Source organism: Olivibacter sp. SA151, assembly GCF_054130995.1.
Window position 1 is genome coordinate 605,282 of sequence record NZ_CP096391.1, and the last position, 22,499, is coordinate 627,780.

24 protein-coding genes are annotated in these 22,499 nt (G+C 39.7%); 5 read left to right on the forward strand and 19 right to left on the reverse strand.

Annotated elements, in window-relative coordinates; genetic code table 11:
* Positions 1–133: 133 nt before the first annotated feature.
* The 14 genes from M1D52_RS02400 to M1D52_RS02465 all read right to left on the reverse strand — a co-directional run bounded on the left by M1D52_RS02400 (position 134) and on the right by M1D52_RS02465 (position 9,809).
* Positions 134–367, reverse strand: coding sequence for a nuclear transport factor 2 family protein (locus M1D52_RS02400; RefSeq protein ID WP_437393858.1), 234 nt, complete (start codon positions 365–367; stop codon positions 134–136).
* A gap of 30 nt (positions 368–397) precedes the next feature.
* Positions 398–985, reverse strand: a complete 588-nt coding sequence (locus M1D52_RS02405; protein WP_437393857.1) for an ORF6N domain-containing protein — start codon at positions 983–985, stop codon at positions 398–400.
* A gap of 24 nt (positions 986–1,009) precedes the next feature.
* Entirely contained in the window at positions 1,010–1,240 is a 231-nt protein-coding gene (locus tag M1D52_RS02410; RefSeq protein ID WP_437393856.1) for a PLDc N-terminal domain-containing protein, read from the reverse strand.
* Between the two features lie 34 nt (positions 1,241–1,274).
* Positions 1,275–1,676 (reverse strand): nuclear transport factor 2 family protein, encoded by a 402-nt coding sequence (locus M1D52_RS02415; protein WP_437393855.1) that lies wholly within the window; start codon positions 1,674–1,676, stop codon positions 1,275–1,277.
* 17 nt (positions 1,677–1,693) lie between these two features.
* Complete coding sequence (locus M1D52_RS02420; RefSeq protein ID WP_457941695.1) at positions 1,694–2,002, reverse strand: antibiotic biosynthesis monooxygenase family protein; 309 nt, start codon at positions 2,000–2,002, stop codon at positions 1,694–1,696.
* Positions 1,999–2,583 (reverse strand): ORF6N domain-containing protein, encoded by a 585-nt coding sequence (locus M1D52_RS02425; protein ID WP_437393853.1) that lies wholly within the window; start codon positions 2,581–2,583, stop codon positions 1,999–2,001. The genes M1D52_RS02420 and M1D52_RS02425 overlap by 4 nt, the downstream gene beginning before the upstream one ends.
* Before the next feature lie 105 nt (positions 2,584–2,688).
* Positions 2,689–3,228, reverse strand: coding sequence for a GNAT family N-acetyltransferase (locus M1D52_RS02430; RefSeq protein WP_437393852.1), 540 nt, complete (start codon positions 3,226–3,228; stop codon positions 2,689–2,691).
* 318 nt (positions 3,229–3,546) lie between these two features.
* The gene (locus tag M1D52_RS02435; RefSeq protein ID WP_437393851.1) at positions 3,547–4,176 is read right to left on the reverse strand and encodes a hypothetical protein; all 630 of its coding nucleotides are present in this window, start codon (positions 4,174–4,176) and stop codon (positions 3,547–3,549) included.
* A 30-nt stretch (positions 4,177–4,206) separates the two neighbouring features.
* Positions 4,207–4,818 carry a hypothetical protein gene (locus M1D52_RS02440; RefSeq protein ID WP_437393850.1) on the reverse strand — a complete coding sequence of 204 codons (612 nt, stop codon included), beginning with the start codon at positions 4,816–4,818 and terminating at the stop codon, positions 4,207–4,209.
* A 65-nt stretch (positions 4,819–4,883) separates the two neighbouring features.
* Entirely contained in the window at positions 4,884–6,434 is a 1,551-nt protein-coding gene (locus tag M1D52_RS02445; RefSeq protein ID WP_437393849.1) for a hypothetical protein, read from the reverse strand.
* Positions 6,435–6,476: 42 nt separating this feature from the next.
* Entirely contained in the window at positions 6,477–7,718 is a 1,242-nt protein-coding gene (locus M1D52_RS02450; protein ID WP_437393848.1) for an O-antigen ligase family protein, read from the reverse strand.
* A complete protein-coding gene (locus tag M1D52_RS02455; protein WP_437393847.1) occupies positions 7,690–9,042 on the reverse strand; it encodes a hypothetical protein in 1,353 nt (450 codons plus the stop codon). Before M1D52_RS02455 ends, M1D52_RS02450 begins: the two co-directional genes overlap by 29 nt.
* A 6-nt stretch (positions 9,043–9,048) precedes the next feature.
* Positions 9,049–9,273, reverse strand: coding sequence for a PLDc N-terminal domain-containing protein (locus tag M1D52_RS02460; RefSeq protein WP_457941698.1), 225 nt, complete (start codon positions 9,271–9,273; stop codon positions 9,049–9,051).
* Positions 9,270–9,809, reverse strand: a complete 540-nt coding sequence (locus tag M1D52_RS02465) for a helix-turn-helix domain-containing protein (RefSeq protein ID WP_437393846.1) — start codon at positions 9,807–9,809, stop codon at positions 9,270–9,272. Before M1D52_RS02465 ends, M1D52_RS02460 begins: the two co-directional genes overlap by 4 nt.
* 635 nt (positions 9,810–10,444) lie before the next feature.
* Between M1D52_RS02465 and M1D52_RS02470 the strand changes: the two genes are divergently transcribed.
* The 3 genes from M1D52_RS02470 to M1D52_RS02480 are packed head-to-tail and all read left to right on the forward strand — an operon-like array spanning position 10,445 to position 17,400.
* The gene (locus M1D52_RS02470) at positions 10,445–14,704 is read left to right on the forward strand and encodes a SusC/RagA family TonB-linked outer membrane protein (protein WP_437393845.1); all 4,260 of its coding nucleotides are present in this window, start codon (positions 10,445–10,447) and stop codon (positions 14,702–14,704) included.
* A 9-nt stretch (positions 14,705–14,713) separates the two neighbouring features.
* Positions 14,714–16,072: a RagB/SusD family nutrient uptake outer membrane protein gene (locus M1D52_RS02475; RefSeq protein WP_437393844.1), complete on the forward strand. Its 1,359-nt coding sequence runs from the start codon at positions 14,714–14,716 to the stop codon at positions 16,070–16,072.
* An 11-nt stretch (positions 16,073–16,083) separates the two neighbouring features.
* Entirely contained in the window at positions 16,084–17,400 is a 1,317-nt protein-coding gene (locus tag M1D52_RS02480; protein WP_437393843.1) for a redoxin family protein, read from the forward strand.
* Positions 17,401–17,455: 55 nt separating this feature from the next.
* Here the strand turns inward: M1D52_RS02480 and M1D52_RS02485 are convergent, their stop codons facing one another.
* The 3 genes from M1D52_RS02485 to M1D52_RS02495 all read right to left on the reverse strand — a co-directional run bounded on the left by M1D52_RS02485 (position 17,456) and on the right by M1D52_RS02495 (position 18,927).
* The gene (locus tag M1D52_RS02485) at positions 17,456–17,785 is read right to left on the reverse strand and encodes a hypothetical protein (RefSeq protein WP_437393842.1); all 330 of its coding nucleotides are present in this window, start codon (positions 17,783–17,785) and stop codon (positions 17,456–17,458) included.
* Positions 17,786–17,861: 76 nt separating this feature from the next.
* Positions 17,862–18,449 carry a cyclic nucleotide-binding domain-containing protein gene (locus M1D52_RS02490; protein ID WP_149105016.1) on the reverse strand — a complete coding sequence of 196 codons (588 nt, stop codon included), beginning with the start codon at positions 18,447–18,449 and terminating at the stop codon, positions 17,862–17,864.
* A gap of 88 nt (positions 18,450–18,537) precedes the next feature.
* Positions 18,538–18,927, reverse strand: a complete 390-nt coding sequence (locus M1D52_RS02495; RefSeq protein ID WP_437393841.1) for a hypothetical protein — start codon at positions 18,925–18,927, stop codon at positions 18,538–18,540.
* Positions 18,928–19,116: 189 nt separating this feature from the next.
* Here M1D52_RS02495 and M1D52_RS02500 point away from each other — a divergent pair, with 189 nt between their 5' ends.
* Positions 19,117–20,085 carry a hypothetical protein gene (locus M1D52_RS02500; RefSeq protein WP_437393840.1) on the forward strand — a complete coding sequence of 323 codons (969 nt, stop codon included), beginning with the start codon at positions 19,117–19,119 and terminating at the stop codon, positions 20,083–20,085.
* Between the two features lie 165 nt (positions 20,086–20,250).
* Positions 20,251–20,601, forward strand: coding sequence for a helix-turn-helix transcriptional regulator (locus M1D52_RS02505; protein WP_149105013.1), 351 nt, complete (start codon positions 20,251–20,253; stop codon positions 20,599–20,601).
* A 1,041-nt stretch (positions 20,602–21,642) separates the two neighbouring features.
* On the opposite strand, the gene M1D52_RS02510 is transcribed toward M1D52_RS02505, so the two are convergent.
* Positions 21,643–21,924, reverse strand: coding sequence for a type II toxin-antitoxin system YafQ family toxin (locus tag M1D52_RS02510; protein ID WP_437393839.1), 282 nt, complete (start codon positions 21,922–21,924; stop codon positions 21,643–21,645).
* Between the two features lie 9 nt (positions 21,925–21,933).
* Positions 21,934–22,131 carry a hypothetical protein gene (locus tag M1D52_RS02515; protein ID WP_130855013.1) on the reverse strand — a complete coding sequence of 66 codons (198 nt, stop codon included), beginning with the start codon at positions 22,129–22,131 and terminating at the stop codon, positions 21,934–21,936.
* Between the last annotated feature and the right edge of the window lie 368 nt (positions 22,132–22,499).

A 22,499-nucleotide genomic window follows, 5' to 3' on the forward strand; every position in this document is an offset into this window, starting at 1 on the left:
TATGCTGGTCTTCTGGGAAGTTATACACCTCTACGATCTTTCCATTCTCAATTTTCCAGAGGAGGCATGACATATTATCCAAATTGGTTTCACCTTCTAGGTTACTCCAGTTACGGTGGCAGTCGATCACAAATTAATCGGTTACGCCCATTACAATAGGAGAGGCTTGGAATGCGGCTTTGCTCAGTTGGCCTAGATATTCTACTACAGCTGGTATGCCGACTTTGGTTCCTGCTAGCGGATGCTTGCCCGGGATGTGCCATTTGATGTCTTCTGCTAGTACATTACTTAACTGGTCAGTTTCATTGCTTGCATAGATCCGGAAGAATTCGTGTATGAGTGCTACGTTCGAATGATTTGTGTCCATATTATCAGGTTTATGTGTTAGCTGGTTTTATTAATTGTTCTGTGTTCCTTTTATTTCATATCCGATCGTTTTCTTTTGCACAGATGGTGTTGTTTCAATTTTTTCTTGAAGGCGATCTATGTAAGAAAATATAAGGTCAATATTTTTATTCTGACTCTCCTGTGTGCGGTTTTGTTTTTCCAACGCATTTTTGATATACTCGATCTCTAGCCGTAGGTCCGTATTGTCAGCTAATGCTTGTCTAAGCTTGGTAAATACCCTTATGATTTGGATATTTACTTGTATAGCCAGTTTACTGTTTAATACGCTTGAGAGCATAGCAACGCCCTGCTCAGTAAAAACATGGGGAAGATATTTACTGTGGGCGCCTCTTGTCTTTAAGGTCACAAATTGTGACCTTAAAGATTCATATTCATTTGGTGATAGTTCAAACATGAAATCCTCAGGAAATCTGTCGATATTACGACGAACTGCCTGGTTTAATACCTTTGTCTCCACTCCGTACAGTTCGGCAAGATCTCTATCCAACATTACCTTCTGTTCCCGAATGTAATATATCTGATTCATCACCAGTTCTTCAGGGATGATTAAGCTTTCGTTTGATTTAGTTTTGGTCATTGGTTTAGGTTTAATGAACGATTATCATTTCCTCATCACTTTCCGTGGTGCACGGCGATCTTTGTTAAAGAATAAATAAAACACACAACCTACTACAGGAAAAAGTAAGATAGCTAGTAGCCAGATCAGGCGCTCCCTACTGGTAAGATTTGGATTCGTAATGCAGTTGTATAAAGTGTAGACACATGCAATAAGTAAAGGCAAAACAAAAAATATTTGCCGAGAACTCAAGTCGATGAAATTTAATAGTCCCATATTCTCTATATTCTTTTTACCTTTCCTAAGTTAGCTACCCATAAACTTCCTCAAAAAACGTATCTACCTTATGTTGGTCCTCTGGGAAGTTGTAAACCTCTACGATTTTACTATTGTCTATTTTCCATAGGAGGCATGACATATTATCTAAATTGGTGCTGCCTTCTAAATTGCTCCAGTTGCGGTGGCAGTCGATCACATATTGATCAGTTACACCCGTTACAATAGGAGAGGCTTGGAAGGCCGCTTTGCTTAGTTGTCCAAGGTATTCTACTACAGCTGGTATACCGACTTTGGTTCCCGCTAGAGGATGCTTACCTGGAATGTGCCATTTGATGTCTTCTGCTAGTACATTGCCGAGTTGATCGGTTTCATTGCTGGCATAGATGCGGAAGAACTCGTGTATGAGTGCTACGTTCGGATGATTTTGTTCCATATATTTAGATTTATATGTTAGATGTTGTTTGAAATTACGCTTGTATAATGTTCCACTATTGGAAATAGATCATAGTAATGGTGTAGCAAATTCTTCCACTCCAGATACTTCGGTGATTCGCGGAAACCAATAGTATGGTCTTCTAAAGTTTCCCATTCTACTAATAGAAGATATTTGTCTGGTTGCTCGATGCATTTGGACAGCGAGTGCCTGATGTATCCCTTAATCGAGCTAATATATTGCCCTGCTGTTTGAAAATCTTTTTCAAACTGTTCCTGTAATTCAGGTTTTACATATAATATAGCTGATTCTAGTATCATAATCATTTATTTCCAGTTATCTCATATCCAATTCTTTTCTTATCCGTAGATGGTTTTGTCTCAATTTTTTCTTGAAGGCGATCTATGTAAGAAAATATAAGGTCAATATTTTTATTCTGACTCTCCTGTGTGCGGCTTTGTTTTTCCAACGCATTTTTGATATACTCGATCTCTAGCCGTAGGTCCGTATTGTCAGCTAATGCTTGTCTAAGCTTGGTAAATATCCTTATGATTTGGATATTTACTTGTATAGCCAGTTTGCTATTTAATACGCTTGAGAGCATAGCAACGCCCTGCTCAGTAAAAACATGGGGAAGATATTTACTGTGGGCGCCTCTTGTCTTTAAGGTCACAATTTGTGACCTTAAAGATTCATATTCTTTTAGTGATAGTTCAAACATGAAATCCTCAGGAAACCTGTCGATATTACGACGAACCGCCTGATTTAATACCTTTGTCTCCACTCCATACAATTCCGCCAAATCCCTGTCTAGCATCACTTTTTGATCGCGGATATAGTAGATCTGATTCATCACTACTTCTTCAGGGATGATTAGGCTTTCGTTTGGTGATTTGGTTTTGGTCATAGATTAGGTTTTGTTGTTTAGCTATAACGTTCCATTAATCGGAGGTCGAAAATTGTGACTGTAAAACTTCCATATTTCCAGGTATCACAATCTGTGATGCCATTTTTATGTATAATCATTAAATTCCTCCCTGCCAATTCGATACCAATTGCACTTAATTCCATTTAGAAAGAACACCTCTTCGTGAGTCATACCTATTTTGGTTAATATTTTATTTGATCCTGTATTGTTGCAATCTGCGATCGCAAATATCTCTGGTAAATTGAGTTTGTCAAAACCGTATGAGAGTGTTGCTTTTGCAGCTTCTGTTGCATAACCCCGTCCCCAGAATTTTTTTATTAGCCTATAACCTAGATCATAGTAATCAATATGATTATTGATCGTCTCTTTAATCAGCTTTAAACCTGCCCATCCTATAAATTGATTTGAGCTTCGCTCCACTACTGCCCAACGGCCAATCTTATTTTCGATATATTGCTGCCGTATGAAATCAATGTTTTTCCTTGCTTCCTCTTTGTTCTTTACAGGATTGTTTCCTAAGTATTTATGTACTTCATGATCGGAATCCAGTTCGAACATTCCATCAGCATCTTCTGGGACGATTTCTCTTAGTGTCAGCCTGTCTGTTTCTAAATAGGTTTTCATGCTAATAAGACAACATTGGTCCCTTAAAATTACGCATAAACCTCCCCGAAAAGCGCATCTACCTTATGCAAGTCTTCCGGGGGAGTTATACACCTCTACGATCTTTCCGTTGTCTATTTTCCACAATAGGCAAGACATATTATCTAGAGTGGTTTCACGTTCTAAGTCGCTCCAGTTGCGGTGGCAGTCGATTACATACTAGCCACTTCCCTCCTTATAACAGGAGAGGCTTGGAATGCTAGCTAGCTTCGTTGTTCAACGTATTCCATTTTTTATGTATTCAATCATTAAACTATTGAACGACTAAATACATTATAATCAATTGTTCTCGCCTTTTTGCGGCTTTGTCTGCAAAGATTCAGGAATCTCCGTAATCCATCTTGGAAAGGTTTTACCGTCTCTTCTAAAAATACACAACTCCCTAAAGCTAAAGGTGTAGCCAGTTAATAAATACTTTCTCCTTTTTAATAACCATTCGGTATAACCAGGTTTTGCAAACCAACCAGTAAGATTTTCTTTGATTGCTCCATCCAATATACATATTTCTCCAGCCTTAAATGATTGTCCTTTATTTATAAAGAAGTAATTTTCGAGATTTACACCTGATGTATCAAAATACAGATAGGTGCTAAGCGCGCAGTTCCTTTCACTTAGATCTCGTATTCTCTCTTCTGAAAATGCATTTGCTGCTAGTGCAAAAAGCTTCTTTACTTCAATACGGAAAAAAGTCATATCTCCGTTATGATGCAGACCCTTAGAAACCGTATCTCTTGCCTGAGCAAGCGTCAAACCCGTTCTGCCAAAAACGGTTTGTAAACCACCAAGGTGATACTCGGTAATTTGGCTGCTGTCCATGTTTGTATTGACGCTGTGCACTTGTGTGTGTGCTTTATCAAATACTAAAGAGGTTAGAAATAGTATACTATAAACTATTCTTTTAATGTGCATAGCATTCCGGTTTAACCATTAGACGCGATTTCAATTGGGATTATCTTGCATAGGCCTCTCCTGTAAAAATGCTGGGATATTTGTAACGGAAGAAGGTAATGTTTTACCATCTTTCAAAAATCTCAGCATATCACTAAACTTAAAACTATAATAAAGAAGCAAATACGGGCTTCTTTTTAACGCCCATTCCTCATAGCCATGTTTTGCATACCAAGCGGATATTTCCTGCTTAAAAGCTAAGTCCAAGGCACATACCTCCTCTGGTTTAAAAGACCGCCCTTTGTTGAGAAAAAAATAGTTTTCGACATTCACTCCAGTTGTATCGAAATACATATAGGGATAAAAAGTACAATCCTTTGCACTCAATTCTTTAATTCTCTCTTCCGAAAAAGTATTAGCTATTAAAATGAATAACTTTTTCACTTCAATACGAAAATATTTTATCTCTGCGGGATAATGTCCGTCCATAGGATACGGAATTTTACGATCAGCAAGCTTCAATCCCGCTTTACCAATAACTAAGGTGCCATGCAGTCTATACTCTTTTATATGGCAAGAGTCTTTTGATTCAAGTACTATTGCCTGAGCTTTATCAGATAAAAGAATACATAGTAGTAAAAGCAAACTAAAAAAAATATTCATATGCGATGATGACCCATTTAACTATTAGATGCCATAGTAAGACCAATTCCATATTTCTTGAATATTTAATTTCCCGGAAGATTGATACAGTTGGAATCCTGAAATAAAAACTCGAGTGCTTTAGGGATCAGTAGAGCATGGGGCTTGTCATAAACAGTGCCAGCGCGTTGTGCTTTAAATTCAACAAGATAGTTGAAATAGGCTAGGAAATTCCCTCCACCAATGTAATTCTTGGCATTATTAAGATTTCCCCCTTGGGTGAGACCTTGTATAAAACTTTTATATTGAGGCGTTGAAGAAGCACTAGGCACATTGAAATTTGTGGCAGCATTCATTAGATCTTGGAAAAAATTTCGCTCAAATTCTATATCTGAATAACCTCTTAACTCGGGATTTGCTATGTTATCCTGATATTGGTGTATTCCATTTAAATGCTTTTTATCCTGTAACGCATGAAACAATTCATGTAATAAATTATCGGCGTTAATATTCGCAGAGTTATTAAACCGTATAGTTTTTTCGTTAGCCCTATAACTAGCTTGTGAAATGGTTGCATCCATGCATATCTTAATGCGCTCGGCAGAATTACTGGTTCGCAACGCATTGATTATTTTCATCGTCATGCATCTACTATAACGATTAAACCAAGCTGGATTGGTCATTTCCGCGAAAGCTGTAGCTAAAGCGCCAGCTTGTGCGCTTGCGTTCGGGCAGGAATTAGGAATATCAAATATTTCGTTAAACGTTTGTTGAATGTTACTATTGTTATTAGGCTCTCCTCCTGTACCGGGAGTCGGCGGAAACGGTGGATCGTTCGGACTTGGGTTATCGGAGCAAACCTGCACACAATTCTGGCCAACCTGCGTAACCGTGCAAGTCTCTTGGCTAGCGGCGCGAGTACTTTCTATTGGGCCAGCGCAGATAACCTGATAAACCGGAATGCATACATTCGTACAGTTCGCAGCGGTTGCCATTACATCGACCGAACCTCTTAACTGACTTTCTGCCCCGTCAGTATTTAGGGAGAACTTTCTATAGAGTAGACCATTTTTAACGTTTATTAAGTATAATAGATTCTGATCCCAATCCCTATATTCTACAAATCCATTAAAATGTTCATTCAATCCGTTTACTTTACTACTATTATCTAAGCCAATTGAATTTTTGTCCGGGATATATGTTACAAAAAGTTTCTCTACACTCCCATCACCTTTTTTATAAACCATCAGATTGGTATAACTGTGCTCTGCCCTCAGTTCTTGAGGTGAATCAATGTCTACATTCCCAACAAAGTTGTACAAAAAGACAGTTTTTCTTTTTTTTGCATAGGGTACTTCTACTACATTTGTACTGCCATAACTATATTCATTAGCTTTATTCCAAAGTAGGGTTCCAACCTCTTCAGAACTGACAACGGGAGATGTATTCGAACGTGCTAGACTCAATTTCGTAGGTACCACCAGATTGCTTGTTTTCAATCCAACATTCTCTCTTAAAAAGGCCTTCGCATCTTCTTTCGTAAAGGTGTTTAAGTTGTTTTGATTTAGTTTAGTTTCTTTCTGACATCCATGTAATATAAAAAGTAAAGAAAAAATAGTAATAAGTAGGTTTTTCATTCAATTAAGTTTAAAAAGTTTGATAGGATAAAAATAAATTTATTATCCAATATTTGCAACTTTTAATTTAATTAATTCTGATCGAATCGCTGATCTATAAAAGTCAGTAAATTTTGATGGGATCTTGACTGGAATCAAAAGTGTTTCACGCCCAATTTTTATAGCCTTTTTGATCTGATTGGTACGTAGATAGTAGTTGAACAACTCGTACCTTGTATTGAACCGATTTGGCACCATGTGAACTGATTTAGTATAATATTCTATGGCTCTGTCTGTATTCCCAGCTCTTTCGTGACATTTAGCTAAATCAAGATATAATTGATTAAAAGTATATATCGCCTTTAATTTTTCCAATATTAAAATCGCTCGATCAAGCTCCCCAGCCAAGTATAACTTTCTTCCAAAAGAATACAGAAAGTCTATGTTGTCTGATAGATCTGGGTATAAGTGTCTTAAGTTTTTCAGTGAATCGCTTTTATACCCTGCTTCCCAAAGAATATTTGCTTCGTTCAATTGGGAATGTATGTTTTGATGTTTTACATCAGTATAAACAACGAATATATATGAAAGTAATATAGTGTTTAATAATAAACGTTGATGTTTTCTATTCGTTGTCTCATCAACGATGAAAATAAGGGATAATAGCCAAATAAAGCATAGTAAAGGCCTGTCAAATATATGTGTAAACGCTGCTGCTGCCGAAATAGAAACAATATTAATAATAGAGGCATAGAGAAAGATACTGCTGTGCTGATCGCTTTTGAGTGATTGTTTGATTATCTTCAACATTAGGAGAACTAGTACTACTAGGCCCAAAACTGCGCCGATACCTATCTCTACGACTAATTGATAGTAGTCATTAAATGCGAAATACGTGTTGTCTGCTAGCAGTAGTTCCTTTTCATGAAATTTTTGGTTTTCAAAGTATTCTGCTTGGAACAGCAGATATTTATGTGCAAATTGATCTACCCCTATTCCCGTTATCATATTCTCTTCAAGTGCTTTACTGCTTATTTTATAAATTAAAGCTCTTCCTAGGCTTGAATCTTTTTTGGAGAAGACGGTTAATAGACAGAGTACTAAACCCAGTACGGAGAGGCAGCCTACTTTTTTAAGCTTCGTAATATTATTTATTGCGATATATAGAAAACAGAAACTAATTAAGTAACCCATTAAAAAAGATCTGCTATCAAAAGCTACGGAGAGAATACATCCCAATAGGCAATATATGCCTATAAAAGAATGTATAGTGGCTTTAGAGCCAGATTTGAACATTATTTTCATACACAAATGGCCTAGTGTTTATAATTTGTTCTCCTTTTCTCACTACAATATATGCTGCATTGGTAGGAACATTATGAAAAGTTAGACCAGTACCTTCCCGTTTTTTCGCTTCTTGAATTTTCTGCCATCCTTGATCCCACATATAAAGATTGTAAATCACGCTCCCCGCTGGTTTTGGGCAAAAATCTAACGTGTTTTGTCCATGCTGTTTCTCAAATTCGTCGTACCCATATTTGGTTAAATATGCCATTTGCGTCTCTGGGAGAGAGTTCAAATGAGCAACTTTCATATTGATTTTCTCGTTAATTCTTGGCTTAAGTAATTTCTCTTGTGTTTTCGTGAGGTATACAGGATAACCGACTTTTTGATCACGACCCGTTGGTGAAGATATAACTGGGAAATATAATATTCCTGTACTCATTTTAGTGAAAATGAATTGATTCTCTTTCCTAATGCCGTCGGCAACCTCTACATATTCACCTTTGCTGAAGACGCTTAGCTGAATGTTATCGAATGTACTACTCAATGGAAGATGTATGGTATTTGTTTCAAAATATTCGTCAGTTACATCGATAACGCTTTTATCTCCCCATAAAAATCTCGCGGGGCATGTCGAACACTCACGATATACTTTGGGTGGAATTTTGAAAGTAGTGGTTTGGGTACTGACGTCTTTCGAAATAACGAGAGGTTGATAGCCCAACATATCAGATTCCGCACCCATAAATGGTATTTTTTTATTCCTAGTGATTAAAACGTTCCATTGATGGCCGCTAGAGTTTATGTTCCCCCAATTCGGTACCATATCTATACTGATGGGAACTCCCAGTGCACGGAATGTATAAACAGCTAAGTTAGTCATACCGATACAGGAACCTTTCTTCAATGTTGACAGATCCTCGTAAGATGCAGCATCTTCATAAAACTCAACTCTTCCATATTTAAACCATCTCTTAAGCTCGTTGTTAATTTGTTCACAAGAATCGATGAAATTCGAAAAATTTAATAGTTTTTGAGATATACTTGATTTCTTATAGCGATTCCGAACCGATTCGCGCCAAGATACATCATCCGATGCATTCACGGTTGGTGGTATTACATAATGAATAAAATCGGAAGTATCTATCAGTGATGACTCAAATAGTGTATGGGATGATCTAATAACACTTTTTATATATTCTTCGCTTAAAAGATTAGTGAGTTCTTCCGGTAATTGCAATCGTTCTATTGAAGTACTTTTTGAAGATTTTTGAAATAATATCGTTCCAACTAACAAGACTATAAAAACTAGAATGCATATAGCAAATCTCTTTCTTTTTGGCATTGTATTTTATTTTCTTATTGCACTATTATTCTTATGCGCTAAAAGATATCCAATGCACCCAAACAGTGGCACCGAAAGAATAATGATAAGCCAGACAATACGCTGTGTGGTTGTAATGTGCGGATTAGTTATGCACTGGTATAAGGCATAAATGCCGATCGCCATCACTGGAGCTACAAACAAGAGCATTACCATTTCTGAAGCGCCGATGTTTAGGAAACAAAGTGTCATATCTCTTTAGTTACGGATTTATATACATTATTTTTCCGATCAGCTTTCCTTTTAATTAGAATGCCTTCTTCCTTTTTACACCAGTTCAAAAGAACACCGGAAATTTCAGCGCTGAGAGTTTTGGAATCTTGGACTTCCCCTTTTTCAAGTAATCTGTCCTTTACTTCTTTCACTCCTTTTTCGTCTATAAAGAATTTTTCTTTAACTAATAAAACGCGCAGTTTTCTCGTCAAAAACACGCGATCCTGTTTTTCTTTCGACAAACTGTTCTTTGCGCCAAGTTCTATCTCGATTTCAAAAAGAGATGGTAATTCATACTCTAATGTCTTCGCGTATTCGATGTAATAATCAATATTAGTTGTCTTGCCCTTTTCAATGCTCAAACAAGTATTCACTGGGATACCGCTCATTTCTTCCATATCACTGAGAGAATACCCTAAGTCCAATCGCTTTGTTTTCAGTTTATTACCTAAAATTTGCCGATATATAGGTGATCTTATGATCTCATTCCTTGTTACTTTTTTATCTTCTGACACCACTTTTGATTAAAATCTTACATTATTTGATTTATAATTTGCATCAAAAAGAATCTTTACCTATCTTTGCTTAAAGATTAGAAGTAACGATGCTCTTTTTGAGCGTTAAACGTAAATACAATTGAAGGCTTTGCCTTCAAACGAGTCTCCAATCTTTTCGATTTGACACCCCGAAAAGGAGACGACAAGCTGTTATCGCCTGCAAATTTCTATATTTGCAGGAATGGCCTTGTCGTGAAACTGCTATCGGGGTGTCAACGAAGAGACGTAGTGGATCGGCAAGGCCATTCTTGGTTTCCATCCATGACTCGTTGCAACCTGAAAATTATGAAGACGAGCTATTCACGCACACACCAAAACCAACCAACTAAAACTCTCGCAAGTTCGGTTTGCGAAGTGGCTCATGCACATGCAAAACCGCTTCAAAACCCTATTATACTTATTATTACCGCCCCCACATAATTGGTAAAAACCTTTTCAATCTTATCTTTTAACCGCTTTAATCAAATCGGTAAGGGATAAGAACTGTCTTTTAATTTAATTTTTTCATTACCTAAATCTAAAAGAAAATGAGGTTTAGTGACCTTATGGGGCCGTTTTGTCTCAAATTTAAAGTTTATAATCCTATAAGCAAAATGATTTTGCTCATTTTTTTACAGACAGAATCAGCTTTTGACTTTAAGCCATTAGCTAAAGCACTGTTTAAAAAGAGAAATAAGAAAAAAAGAAAGAACTTATTAGCCAAAGTCTGTTGGCGCTTGTCTGTACGACTTGCAGAAAAAGCACCTCAGATTACAAGAAAGCTAGCGCAACTGGTAGGAAAATGGGTGCGACCTGCATTTGGTGAAAAGCGAGATGCAGCGAATGCTATGCCAAAAGCAGTCAATAGGGTGCTAAATGCAGGTACGGAGGGGCAAAATACAATTTGGCGGGGACGAAATACAGAAATTAGGGACAAACTACCTATTTACAGTGCTGTTCCGGGACGAACTGCCGTTAATAGGGACGAATTTTCTTTTTGTACCTTGTTTTTCGTAAAGAGTTCATTTTTCAAGGCACTCAAGCTTCTCGCCAATTGGCTCGAGGTCGCGCAAAAAGGTACCCCAAACCGAGGAGCTATGCTCCGAGCTCATGAAGGCCTATTAAAGCAGACACATTTTCATAACCTCCTGGCTGCAAACCTTCTTTCAAAGTTGGTGCCGTTACTTAGCTTCTGCTATCCGACCATTCCGGTTTATCGGAATAGCTTTATCTCCATTGAAAATAAACACAACGATAAAAACTTTTGGAGGCCAGTTATTAGCTGTCGAGCAGATGTTCCTTCGAGACCTTTCTGTAACATCTACAAGAAAGGCGTCAATTTAAGGTTGGGACGACTTGCAGAAAAACCGTTGCAGAATGCAAGAAAGTTACCTCAACTGGTAGGGAAATGGGTGCGACCTTTATTCGACGACAGGCGAGATGCAACGAAAGGTGTGCCAAATGCAGTCAATAGGGGGCGAAATGCAGGTACGGGGGGGCGAAATACAATTTGGCAGGGTCGAAATGCATTTAATGGTGAGCGAAATGCAAAGAAATTTTGGCGAAATGCACTTACTCAATGGCGAGATGCAAAGAATGATATGCCAAAAGCAGTCAATAAGGGGCGAGATGCAAACGCTGAAAGGCCAAATGCACATACGGAGAGGCGAAATGCATCTAATGGTGAGCGAAATGCAAAAAAAATATGGCGAAATGCAAAGAAATTTAGGCGAAATGCATCTGCTTTAACGCGAGGTGCTATACCTTCGAGAGATAGGTTTTTTGGCTTGTTGTGTAAGTGGGCCTTGCGCACCCTTAAACCCTACACCATATACCTTACAGCCTTAAACGTCTTGTTCTGTGTTTGTTTGGCACACGCCCGGCAGTCCTCCTCCCCGGAGGCTGCCCACGGCGTGGCTTTGCAGAACTTTTTATTGAAAGGCAAAGTGGTGTCGGCTGTAGATGGTGAACCGCTTGCTGGTGCTACCATTAAGCCACTAGAGGGTGCTGCGGTACTGAGCCAACCAAACGGTAGTTTTGTAATACATACTAAGGCCGCAAAAGGGGCATTGCACGTCTCTTTCGTTGGGTATCGTTTGCAAGACGTTTCTTTCGATTTATCAAAGGAAAAGGAATTGACCATCTATTTAGTACCACAGGCCAATACCTTGGATGAGACAGTGGTGATGGCCTATGGTACCACAACCCGTAGATTTAATACCGGGAATATTGCTAAACTGAGTGCAGAAGAAATCGCTAAACAACCGGTAGCCAATCCGCTATCGACCTTAAGTGGACGAGTACCCGGTTTGGTAATTACGCAAAGTAGCGGGGTAGCGGGAGCGGGGGTTCGTGTACAACTGAGAGGGCAGAACTCCTTATTGCAGGGTTCACAACCCTTGTTCATTATTGACGGCGTTCCCTTTGCTAACGGAAATAATGCAATCAATCAGCTCAATTCGGCCGCAGGTGCTGCTTCGGAAGGAGCGGGTATGAGCCCTTTCAACCTCATTAATCCGAATGATATTGAAAGTATCGAGATCCTCAAGGATGCAGATGCTACTGCTATCTACGGTAGCAGGGGAGCCAATGGAGTTGTATTAATTACTACGAAGAAAGGACAGCAGGGTAAGGGTACCTTAGGATTTAACTTTTATAGTGGCTTAAGTACACCTACACGCAATATGCGCATGCTGAATACGCAAGAATATCTTATGATGCGTAAGGAGGCTTTTGCAAATGATGGATTAGCACCTACTACGGCAAATGCGCCTGATCTGCTCTTATGGGATACCACACGTTACACCAATTTCCATGACCTGCTTATCGGTAATACGGCAGCAACGAATGATATACAGCTATCGTACTCGGCCGGAACCGAGCAGTCGCAATTTTTGCTCCGTGGATCCTATCATAATGAAACAAGTGTGTATCCGACAGATTTGGGTGACACAAGAGCGGCATTGCATGCGCAGTTAGGCCATCAATCAGCCGATAATAGGCTGAAACTGAATTTTACTTCGTCCTTTTCGGTTAATAGGAACAATTTAACAGCTTCCGATCTGGCGGGTTACGTTAATACAAACCCCATGTTAAAACTTTATGATGAAAATGGACAGCTTAATTGGGCAGAAGGTGGTATTTCGTACACAGCCATGGGATTTCCTAATATGAACTCACTGAAATTTCAGTACGAGACCTATGAGGGTAACTTTAAGAATTTGAATAGCAATATGATGGTTGATTATCGCTTGCCATTCCATCTGAACCTAAAAGTTAGCTTAGGCTATAACATGATGTTGAGTGATGAGGTTAGTACTTTTCCTTCTTCCTCATTGAACCCATATAATAATTTAAAACCGTCAAGTAACTTTGGCAACCGCAACCTGAATAGCTGGATTGCGGAGCCTCAGTTAACTTATGAAAATCAATGGGCAGTATCAAAGGTCAATGTACTGCTCGGTGCAACTTGGCAAAACCTTGTATCTAAAGGCAGTACTACCAATGCTACAAACTATAGCAACGACCTGCTTTTGGAAAGTATCGCAGCGGCAGGAAATGTCATAGCAAATAATTCGCATAGCCAGTACCGATATCAAGGGGTGTATGCGCGCATCAATTATAATTTACTGGGACGTTATGTGCTGAATGCCAGCGGCCGACGAGACGGCTCTAGCCGTTTCGCACCTCAAAATAGGTTTGCAAATTTTGCTGCACTCGGGTTGGCGTGGCTGTTGTCTGAAGAGCGCTTTCTCAAAAATCAATTAACTTTCCTTTCATTTGCAAAGATTAGAGCTAGCTATGGTATTACCGGTAATGATCAGATTGGTGATTACCGATATTTGGACACCTGGACACCTGCAACGGGAGGTAACTATCAGGGTATTGCTACCCTCAATCCAACGGCTTTATTTAACCCCTCTTATGCATGGGAGAAAAACAAGAAGCTCGAAGTAGCGCTTGAGTTGGGATTACTGGATGACAGGATATTGCTGTCGTCTACTTTCTATCGAAATATTTCAAGCAATCAGTTAGTCAACTATACCCTACCTACGCAAACAGGATTTTCATCGGTATTGGCCAATTTAAACGCCAAGATTCTGAACCGGGGATGGGAAGGGCAGCTCGAAACGAAGAATATACAAAGAAACCATTTTTCGTGGAATACGCTTTTTAATATAACGCTACCGGCTAATCGCCTCTTGGAGTTTCCGGGCTTGGAGCAATCAAGCTACCGGAACGTGTATGAAATCGGTCAACCACTTTCAGTAAGCAAGATGTATCACTACCTGGGTGTTAATTCGCAAACGGGCCTTTACGAAGTCAGGGATGTAAATGGAGATGGTGTATATGATATGGCCGATCGTACGAATTTAGTTAATACGGAGCCGAAGTTTTATGGCGGATTGCAAAATTCCTTTCGGTATAGAAGCTTTCAACTAGATGTGTTTTTTGAATTCCGGAAGCAATTGGGAAGAAACTATTTAAGCAATCTTGGAACGGTTGTTCCTGGTTACCGCTACTACAACCAACCGGCTATTGTACTGGAAAGATGGCAAAAACCGGGTGATGTTGCCGATATCCAGCGTTTTACTGCTAACAATAGGGATGTACTGCTTGCTGCTTCGCAAATGCGACTTTCGGACGCCATATTTTCCGATGCTTCTTTCTTGCGATGTAAAAGTGTTGCAGTTTCTTACTTGGTTCCTGCACCTATAGCAAGTCGTATAAAGCTTACTACGTTACGTGTGTATGCACAGGCACAAAATCTGTTTACCCTAACCAATTACAGGGGAGGGGATCCGGAGAATCAGAATTTTCTGATACTGCCACCTTTACGTACCATCACCTTAGGTCTTCAATTGACAATTTAAATCTATGCTATGAAATATTTACTCTTTAGTATGATCTTTTTTTGGAGCTGTAAAGGCTTTGTCGACATTGACCCACCTTCTCAGCTTATACAAACTAAGGAAATCTTTAAAACCGATGAAACAGCGCTCTCGGCTGTAAATGGTGTATACGCGCAAATGCGCTATGCTAACCTCGCCTTTGCAAATGGCGCTATGAGTGTATATCTGGGCTTATCGGCTGATGAGCTGGAAAATCCGGGAGCAAGTTCTGTATACGCTCCTTATCAGGATAATGCGCTACTGAGCGAAACAACCACACTGAACACAACTTTCTGGACAGAGCCTTACCATTTGATTTATAGGACGAATGCAATAATGGAAGGGCTTTCTGAAAGCACGTCGGTTACTGAATCGGCAAAACGGCAATTTACGGGAGAGATGCTTGTAGTACGCTCGCTTTGTTATTTCTATTTGGTGAATGCATTCGGAGATGTCCCTTTAATCCTTAGTACTGATTACAACGCTAATGCCCAGTTGCCTCGGGCACCGCTGCAGGAGATTTATGAACGGATGATTGCTGATTTGGAAGCTGCCATACCGTTGTTAAGCGATACTTATCCAAGTGGTGGTAAACTTCGGCCAAATAAAGCTGTAGCTAAAGCATTACTGGCCAGAATTTACCTGTACACGGAAAAATGGCAACAAGCTGCTTCCTTGGCCGAAGAACTGATCAAATCAGGGCAATTTGAGCTTAACCGAAATTTATCGCATGCGTTTGCGATTAATAGCACGGGAACTATTTGGGAAATAGCGAGCAGAAATGAAAGCAGTAACACAGCGGAGGGAATCAATTTCGTGCCCCACTCGGAAACAGTAGTTCCGGCTTTTACGCTTGCTGCAAGCTTAATAGTCGATTTCGAAGATACGGATAAGCGTTTTCAGGATTGGGTAAATGTAAATGTGGTAAATGGCAAAATCTATTACTATCCGTTTAAGTATCGAAACAGAAATTTCAGTACTCCCGTAACCGAATATAATGTCGTTTTACGCCTGGCGGAGCAATACCTGATAGCTGCGGAAGCTAATAGCCACTTGGAGAAGCTATCTGAAGCAATGACCATGCTGAATCTAATTCGAGAGCGAGCAGGAATCAGGCCTTATGACGGGGAGCTTTCTAAAGAAGCCTGTTTAATGGCAATAGCAATTGAGCGGAGAAAGGAATTCTTCGCCGAGTGGGGACATCGCTGGCTCGATTTGAAGCGTACGAAAAGCATTAACGCTATACTGGAACAGAGGAAACCCTCATGGCGTCCCGAAGCGGCACTTTTTCCTATCCCTTTTAATCAAATACTTACTAACAGTAACCTTATACAGAATGCAGGTTATTAAAACTATTGAATATGTTGGCCTCTTTTAAACGTAAATTGATACTCTTTTTTTGTGGATCGTTCCTCTTTTCCTCTCTTTTGGCGCAAGAGTTGCAGGTAGGCGATCAAATACCGGATGTTGTTTTTAACGATATCTGGAATTGGAATAGCTCCTCCTTGCGATTGAACGAATTTAAAGGAAAGCTGATAGTACTTGATTTTTGGGGAGTGTTTTGTGTGCCATGCTTGGAGGGTTTTGCTAAAATCGACTCACTTCAAAAAAAGCTACAGGATCACGTGCAGTTTATCGCAGTTAATAAAGGCTTCGGGGTTGATTCCACGCAAAGCTTCTTTAAATATCACCCTAAAGTACACCGGCCTTCGATCCCATTTATTACGAATGATACGCTCCTTCACAGATACTTTCCGCACCAGGGTAATCCTTATTACGTTATACTTGATAAGAGCGGAAAGGTTCTGATCAAAGCAGATTATTTTGAATTTGCCGAAAAGACTTTTGAAGAGCTTTTAAAAGGTAATACCGATTGGGTAGTACCCGAATACGATCGTGTTGAGGTAAATACCTTATTTGATTCACGTTGGGATGGAATGGTTGATTTTGCATCCTATATTGTACGTGCACCGCTTGAAAGCGGTTTGAATATAGAGAGTGGTTCGCTCCATGGCAAAAACCTGATTGAATCCGGTTCGATAGAGCAGCTCTATCGTTTCGCATTTGAGAACCTGTACGATAAAAAGTTAGAATTGCACCGACCTGGGCGGGTACAACTATTGGTTAGAGACAAGGATCGATTTACTAAACCTAATGGCATCAACGGTTTCGCCCGTTTTGCATGGATGCGGGAAAACTATTATAGATATGTATTGCGGGTGCCTGATAACTATGCAAAAAACCTTTATCAATTGATGTTGGAGGATTTGCAACGCTATTTTAATGTAGAAGGAAAGATAGTAACACAATCGGTTGATCATTTGGTATTGATAAACTCGGGAAATGCCAAGAAGCTTCTTCGTACAAAGGGTAGTGATCCTAAATTTACCTTTTTAGGAAATTCGCTACGTATGCGGGATAACGGGCCGATAAGAGAGATTAGGAATTTGCCATATGCAAGATTATCATCCGTTATTAAATCACGTGTTGAAAATATATTTGGATTACCTTTTGCAGATGAAACAGATATAACTGGAAACATCGACTTCGCTATGAAGGGTGCCGATCTGGATAATTTAACGTTGGAAAAATTGAAAGAAAATCTAGAAAGATACGGATTAAGGTTGATGAACAAAAAGTTGCCTGTGCGCGTGTTGGTATTGAAAGAGAAATATTGATTTTTAAAAGCAGGGGCGAGTAGTTGCTGGCCCCTGCTTAGCTATCCATCATAAATTAATTGGAACGTAAGATACGATTGGATTCACTTGGCGTGCCAACATCCGTTCCGGGTGAAAGACTCGGATCGTCTGAACCAAAGAGGCAGATCGGTTGGTCTGCCTGGTCTTTGCAGTCCTGTGACGCAATTACATTGCTCTTCGTGTCGTGATAAGCTGCAGGTCCCGCAATCTCATTGGTAGCAGCATCTACCGGATACCAGTATTGCGTCATCTGAACAGTTGTCTCGGCGTTATCGGCCCGTTCATTTTTGCCTGGCGTGAATGCCAAGCTTGCTATTGCCCCAGCTACTGCAGCGATAGCAAAAATGTTAGTTTTATTTTTCATACCTTATTGGTTTAATACTTCAAAAGTAATGTACGGTATGAAGAAAAAGTCTCCGGAGCTATTGGAGAAAATGATATTATTTGTGTCGGAGCGACTCAAAAAGATAGCTTTTTTTTGCTTCGTAAAGTGAACTCTCGCTGATTTGCAAAAATCGGGCTTGCTGTCTATTGTTTGTGTGTTTTATTACGTCTGGTAATTGTTCTGCCATATAACGGTATTTGTCAACGATTCGCCTTTGCTGAAAAACCTGTAGATGCTTGCGTAGATTATTGATTTGATGTTGTTTCAGTATGTGAAATAATTCTGACACAGCCGGAAAGCGTTGTTGTGCTTCCAAGGCAAAGTTGTTTCGCAACATAAATAGGGTGGTGGGTTTTAGCAGCTCGATGTAAATATCGCCTCCTTTTTTAGTAAAGGGATGTTCTGTGCCGGTAAAATGGGCGTTAGGAGTGATCAGATAACGAATAATTCCATGTCGATTGACCGTATCGTAAACATTGGCGGCCAAACCATCAAGAACAAAACACCAATAGGGTTTTGGATCATCCGGATAGCTGAAAACTTTTGGCCTGTAACGATTAATCCGCGCGTGATCAAATATATATTCTCGTGCGTCGGGAGGAATGTCCATATAATGCGACCAAAAAGTAAAAAATCTCTCCATATCGTTTTCTAAGGTTAATCGGCAATCCGCCGCTACGCTGGGGTCCAAAACAGCGGTAGACGGCGGGAGCCTTAGTTATGCATGCATCTTAATCCCGATCATAACGGATATTAATGATTAGGCTGGAAATGCTGCGTAAACCATCATCAAGATTGAAGGAGCTTTGCCGCACGTAATTGGTTTCAATTACTTTGCCCTCTCCTCCGTCATCATCTGCCGGTTCCTGCTTCTGCAACATGATGGGGCTTTGGTTCTCTATAGCTTTGCTCACTTCTTGACCTAACAGGTAGAGGTAGTCTGTATTGAGTTGGTGAAGATAGGAGGCTTGCCGATCGGTAAAATCAAAATGTAAAAATAACCAAGTGCGGAAGTCGGATTGTATGCTATACAACTCCTCTTGATAGTCAGCAATGGGTAGTTGGTAAATGTCGGCTAAGAGGAGTTGTACTCCTTCATTGTTGAAAGTTTTTCTTGTCATTGTAAAAAGATTTTGTGTTAATAAATGGGTTGGCCAACCTTTGCCGGTAAAATTAGGTGTAAAATGATTATTTTTTTACTGTAACTCGCGAGTTACAGGATTTCGGCCTTTATAGTGCTTTCTTGGCTGTTTTATTATTTATTCTTATGTTTATAATTTCACTTTTTAAAAACCGAAATTTAGCCTTACATGAACACGAACAAGCAACTGGCGGTGTTTTTATGGAAAGGAAAGAAAGCTGTTACCTATTTGCCTTGGTTATGTTTACCGCCCATAGCCTTATTAGCTGCGCTGTTTTTCACCTACATGCAACAGTCCCGTTCGCCTTGGGAAGCTTTACAGAATGAACGCTTTTTGATAGCCGCTGCCTGGAGTTTTTTGCCGGCACTGATAATCGCTTTTTATATACAAGGCCTGAGTTATGTGCTGGATCTAAAATTCCATCGGAGAGGTTATCAGTCGGCACGTATCAAGAAGCAATTCTGCTACGGTGTATTGATACCCTGTTTATTTTTAGCAACTTATTACAGTATTTATTATGCTGCCTACGGTAAAAACATTTTCAAACGGAAGTATTTTCAGATTGAATTTCCCATGGCGACGTCGGTTATTACCGGGCTTAACATGGGTTACATGTTTTGGTACTTGTATAGGATAGAAAGGCGAAGATCGGCTAGGCGGAACCGATTACTCGATGCGAACCGGGCCAAAAGGCAGGGCTATCACAACGAGATCACCGTAAACAATGGCAGAAGGAAAACGGTGGTTGTTACCAAAGACATTATCTGTATTATACGCTGGGATAAGGTAGGGGTCATTTTGCTGAAAACGGGAAAGGTTATTCAGATAGATAACACCTTGAATGAAATGTTAGCGATGTTGGATCTCCGTTTTTTTGCCAAAAGTAATCGCTGGTGCATCATTAACCTGCGGCAAGTGGCGCTTACAGTTTATGAAAACGAGAACTTTAGCGAGATACGGTATAAACCGACAGCGTTAAAGGTATTGCAATATCTCGAATCTGATGTGGATAAGACGCTGGAAAAGGAAGGGAGAAGTGAGTTTTTGACGATGGATAAGTATAGGCTGAACCGAAATTTTCGGAAATCCTTCGAAGCGAAGTTGTATGCCTTGCGCAAAACGCCGATGTCATCCTAGCTCATTTTGTTCACTTTTTTGATTTGACTGCGTTTTAATTTTATAATTATTAAATTGGTCGCCATTATTAACCTACCGGTAATACGGGAGTATTCAATTGAGTTTAATGATTTTGCTGCTTGGATACTGGGTCCAAACCAATATACCGGCCTAAACAGCTAAAACATGACACAATTCGATCGTATCATTCAATTGCTAGAGTTAATTCGCCAATCTATTAATGTGCTTGCCGAGCGACAAGCTTTACAAACCTTAGTTGAAATCGCTGATGAACAGTTGCGAATTATGCAACACTTGAAGGAGCAGAGCATGAGTTATGGCTCTAAGCATAATGCTGACTCCACGCTCATGACGAAACAGGAGGTACTTGCTTATCTTAATATCAGTGATAGTACCTATAAAAGGCGCGTGAGGGAAGGCTTGTTAAAACCTATGCGTTTGGGTGGTGGGGATGTGTTCTATAAAGAGGATTTACAACAAGCACTCTGGGAGAGTAAAAGAAAAGGCAAGATTTAATCTTGCCCTTTCTTTTAAACGTGGCTGTTCCTATAATTGGCAGAAACTGCCATCCATATAATTTAGCGTTGCTTAAGGAGTTGCCACATAAGCAACGGGGCCATTCCCGGTAAAGATCAAGTTTTTTAGATGTGTGACCTTTACTTACAGGTACTGACCGAAATCTGTTGGCATATAAGCCAAATAAGCGCACCGTTATTGTCTTTATTTTCCATCGTACCTGCAAAGGTAATAACCCACTTCTTCCATTTGGCCATGCTAGTGTCGTTTTTCGTCCTTTTTTTCTTTGATGACTTTAGTATTGCCTTAGTTTTTGATTACCCTTCGCTTACCTTTTGTTTACCTTATAGTTACCTAAACTATACCCTTCCTTTACCTCGGGTGTACCTTTTGTTTACCCAGAAGGTAGCGTAGGAGGCTGCTTAAGGATAAGAGATGGTAACTTATCACTTTAACCGGCATAAAAGAACAATAGATCTAGGTCAAATAGGGTCAATGGAAATCAATGAGGGGCAAGATGGTTCAAAAATCGTTGCATTGCTCAGTGTGCTTTTATGTTTGAACCGTGGATGAAAAAATACCGGTATTGAAGCTCATCCTTAACAGAATATACAGAAATACGAGAATAGCTCTTTTTTTGCAAATGCAACGAGCTGAATTCTAAAGATTAAAACAAACACGACCTCATGAGATGAAGCTTTAATTTCGTCTACTTTCTTTCCCCGCGAAAGAAAGATAGCAAAGAAAGCTCTGGCTGGCTTACTCCCTTGCAATTCGTGGCCACTTGTCCGTTCGCAAAAGGAGACACGCCCGGTAATGGCTATCCCTTCGTTCGTCTTTTGCTTGATGACGTTAGCTTCGCGTGAAAATATGTTTAGGGACAAGCTGGGCTGCCGATTGCTTCGTCCGCAAGCCTAGGCCATTTAGTATTTATCAACGTCGGTGCAAACGGGGCTCTGACGGGTGGGGCAAGATGGCTTTATAGGATGAGACGTTAATAAATAAGTTGAGAAGATGTGAAAATGTTCCGTACGTTGTTGTTTAAAATAAATCAGAATGAGTACCTGTACGGACCAATTCTAAAAGACTAATTTTTTCGTCTTCGGCCCAGATTAGAAGTAAATCCGATTTTACATGGCACTCCCAATAACCCTTGTAATTACCACTAAGCTTGTGTGGCCTATGCTTTTTGGAAAGGCCTTTATGCCCGTTTTCAGCTAATACGCTGATTAGTTCCTGTAATAGCTCTAAATCTTTGGTTGATCGCTTTTTGAGTAGTTTTAGGTCTTTTAGAAATTTGGTTGAGGTAACGATTTTAAACATTAGGTTAAATCATATGCTATCAAATAATTCATCTACATTATTGAATTTTTTTCCTTTGCCTGCTTTTAATTCGTTCATCGCAGCAACAGTTTCAGCATTGGGTTCCTTGCTTACCTTTTTTACTTTGACGATCACCCCAAGTTCTTTTAAATATGCTTTTACTAAAGCTGTTTTGTTGTCAGGGACTTTTATTTCAAGCGTTTCCATACATACAAAAATACGAGAATAGCTCTTTTTTTGCAAATGCAACGAGCTGAATTCTAAAGATTAAAACAAACACGACCTCATGAGATGAAGCTTTAATTCCGTCTACTTTCTTTCCCCGCGAAAGAAAGATAGCAAAGAAAGCTCTGGCTGGCTTACTACCTTGCAATTCGTTGCCACTTGTCCGTTCGCAAAAGGAGACACGCCCGGCAATGGCTATGGTTTCGTTTGTCTTTTGCTTTATGACGTTAGCTTCGCGTGAAAATATGTTTAGGGACAAGTCAGGCTGCCGATTGCTGCGTCCGCAAGCCTAGGCCATATAACTGTATTATAGGTCTGAGAGCTGAGCCACTTGCTCGTTTTTAACGAAT

Coding starts and splice junctions, on each gene's coding strand:
- M1D52_RS02400 (WP_437393858.1), bottom strand. CDS start 367: ATGGACACAAATCATTCGAACGTAGCACTCATACACGAATTCTTCCGG.
- M1D52_RS02405 (WP_437393857.1), bottom strand. CDS start 985: ATGACCAAAACTAAATCAAACGAAAGCTTAATCATCCCTGAAGAACTG.
- M1D52_RS02410 (WP_437393856.1), bottom strand. CDS start 1,240: ATGGGACTATTAAATTTCATCGACTTGAGTTCTCGGCAAATATTTTTT.
- M1D52_RS02415 (WP_437393855.1), bottom strand. CDS start 1,676: ATGGAACAAAATCATCCGAACGTAGCACTCATACACGAGTTCTTCCGC.
- M1D52_RS02420 (WP_457941695.1), bottom strand. CDS start 2,002: ATGATTATGATACTAGAATCAGCTATATTATATGTAAAACCTGAATTA.
- M1D52_RS02425 (WP_437393853.1), bottom strand. CDS start 2,583: ATGACCAAAACCAAATCACCAAACGAAAGCCTAATCATCCCTGAAGAA.
- M1D52_RS02430 (WP_437393852.1), bottom strand. CDS start 3,228: ATGAAAACCTATTTAGAAACAGACAGGCTGACACTAAGAGAAATCGTC.
- M1D52_RS02435 (WP_437393851.1), bottom strand. CDS start 4,176: ATGCACATTAAAAGAATAGTTTATAGTATACTATTTCTAACCTCTTTA.
- M1D52_RS02440 (WP_437393850.1), bottom strand. CDS start 4,818: ATGAATATTTTTTTTAGTTTGCTTTTACTACTATGTATTCTTTTATCT.
- M1D52_RS02445 (WP_437393849.1), bottom strand. CDS start 6,434: ATGAAAAACCTACTTATTACTATTTTTTCTTTACTTTTTATATTACAT.
- M1D52_RS02450 (WP_437393848.1), bottom strand. CDS start 7,718: ATGAAAATAATGTTCAAATCTGGCTCTAAAGCCACTATACATTCTTTT.
- M1D52_RS02455 (WP_437393847.1), bottom strand. CDS start 9,042: ATGCCAAAAAGAAAGAGATTTGCTATATGCATTCTAGTTTTTATAGTC.
- M1D52_RS02460 (WP_457941698.1), bottom strand. CDS start 9,273: ATGACACTTTGTTTCCTAAACATCGGCGCTTCAGAAATGGTAATGCTC.
- M1D52_RS02470 (WP_437393845.1), top strand. CDS start 10,445: ATGATTTTGCTCATTTTTTTACAGACAGAATCAGCTTTTGACTTTAAG.
- M1D52_RS02475 (WP_437393844.1), top strand. CDS start 14,714: ATGAAATATTTACTCTTTAGTATGATCTTTTTTTGGAGCTGTAAAGGC.
- M1D52_RS02480 (WP_437393843.1), top strand. CDS start 16,084: ATGTTGGCCTCTTTTAAACGTAAATTGATACTCTTTTTTTGTGGATCG.
- M1D52_RS02485 (WP_437393842.1), bottom strand. CDS start 17,785: ATGAAAAATAAAACTAACATTTTTGCTATCGCTGCAGTAGCTGGGGCA.
- M1D52_RS02490 (WP_149105016.1), bottom strand. CDS start 18,449: ATGGAGAGATTTTTTACTTTTTGGTCGCATTATATGGACATTCCTCCC.
- M1D52_RS02495 (WP_437393841.1), bottom strand. CDS start 18,927: ATGACAAGAAAAACTTTCAACAATGAAGGAGTACAACTCCTCTTAGCC.
- M1D52_RS02500 (WP_437393840.1), top strand. CDS start 19,117: ATGAACACGAACAAGCAACTGGCGGTGTTTTTATGGAAAGGAAAGAAA.
- M1D52_RS02505 (WP_149105013.1), top strand. CDS start 20,251: ATGACACAATTCGATCGTATCATTCAATTGCTAGAGTTAATTCGCCAA.
- M1D52_RS02510 (WP_437393839.1), bottom strand. CDS start 21,924: ATGTTTAAAATCGTTACCTCAACCAAATTTCTAAAAGACCTAAAACTA.
- M1D52_RS02515 (WP_130855013.1), bottom strand. CDS start 22,131: ATGGAAACGCTTGAAATAAAAGTCCCTGACAACAAAACAGCTTTAGTA.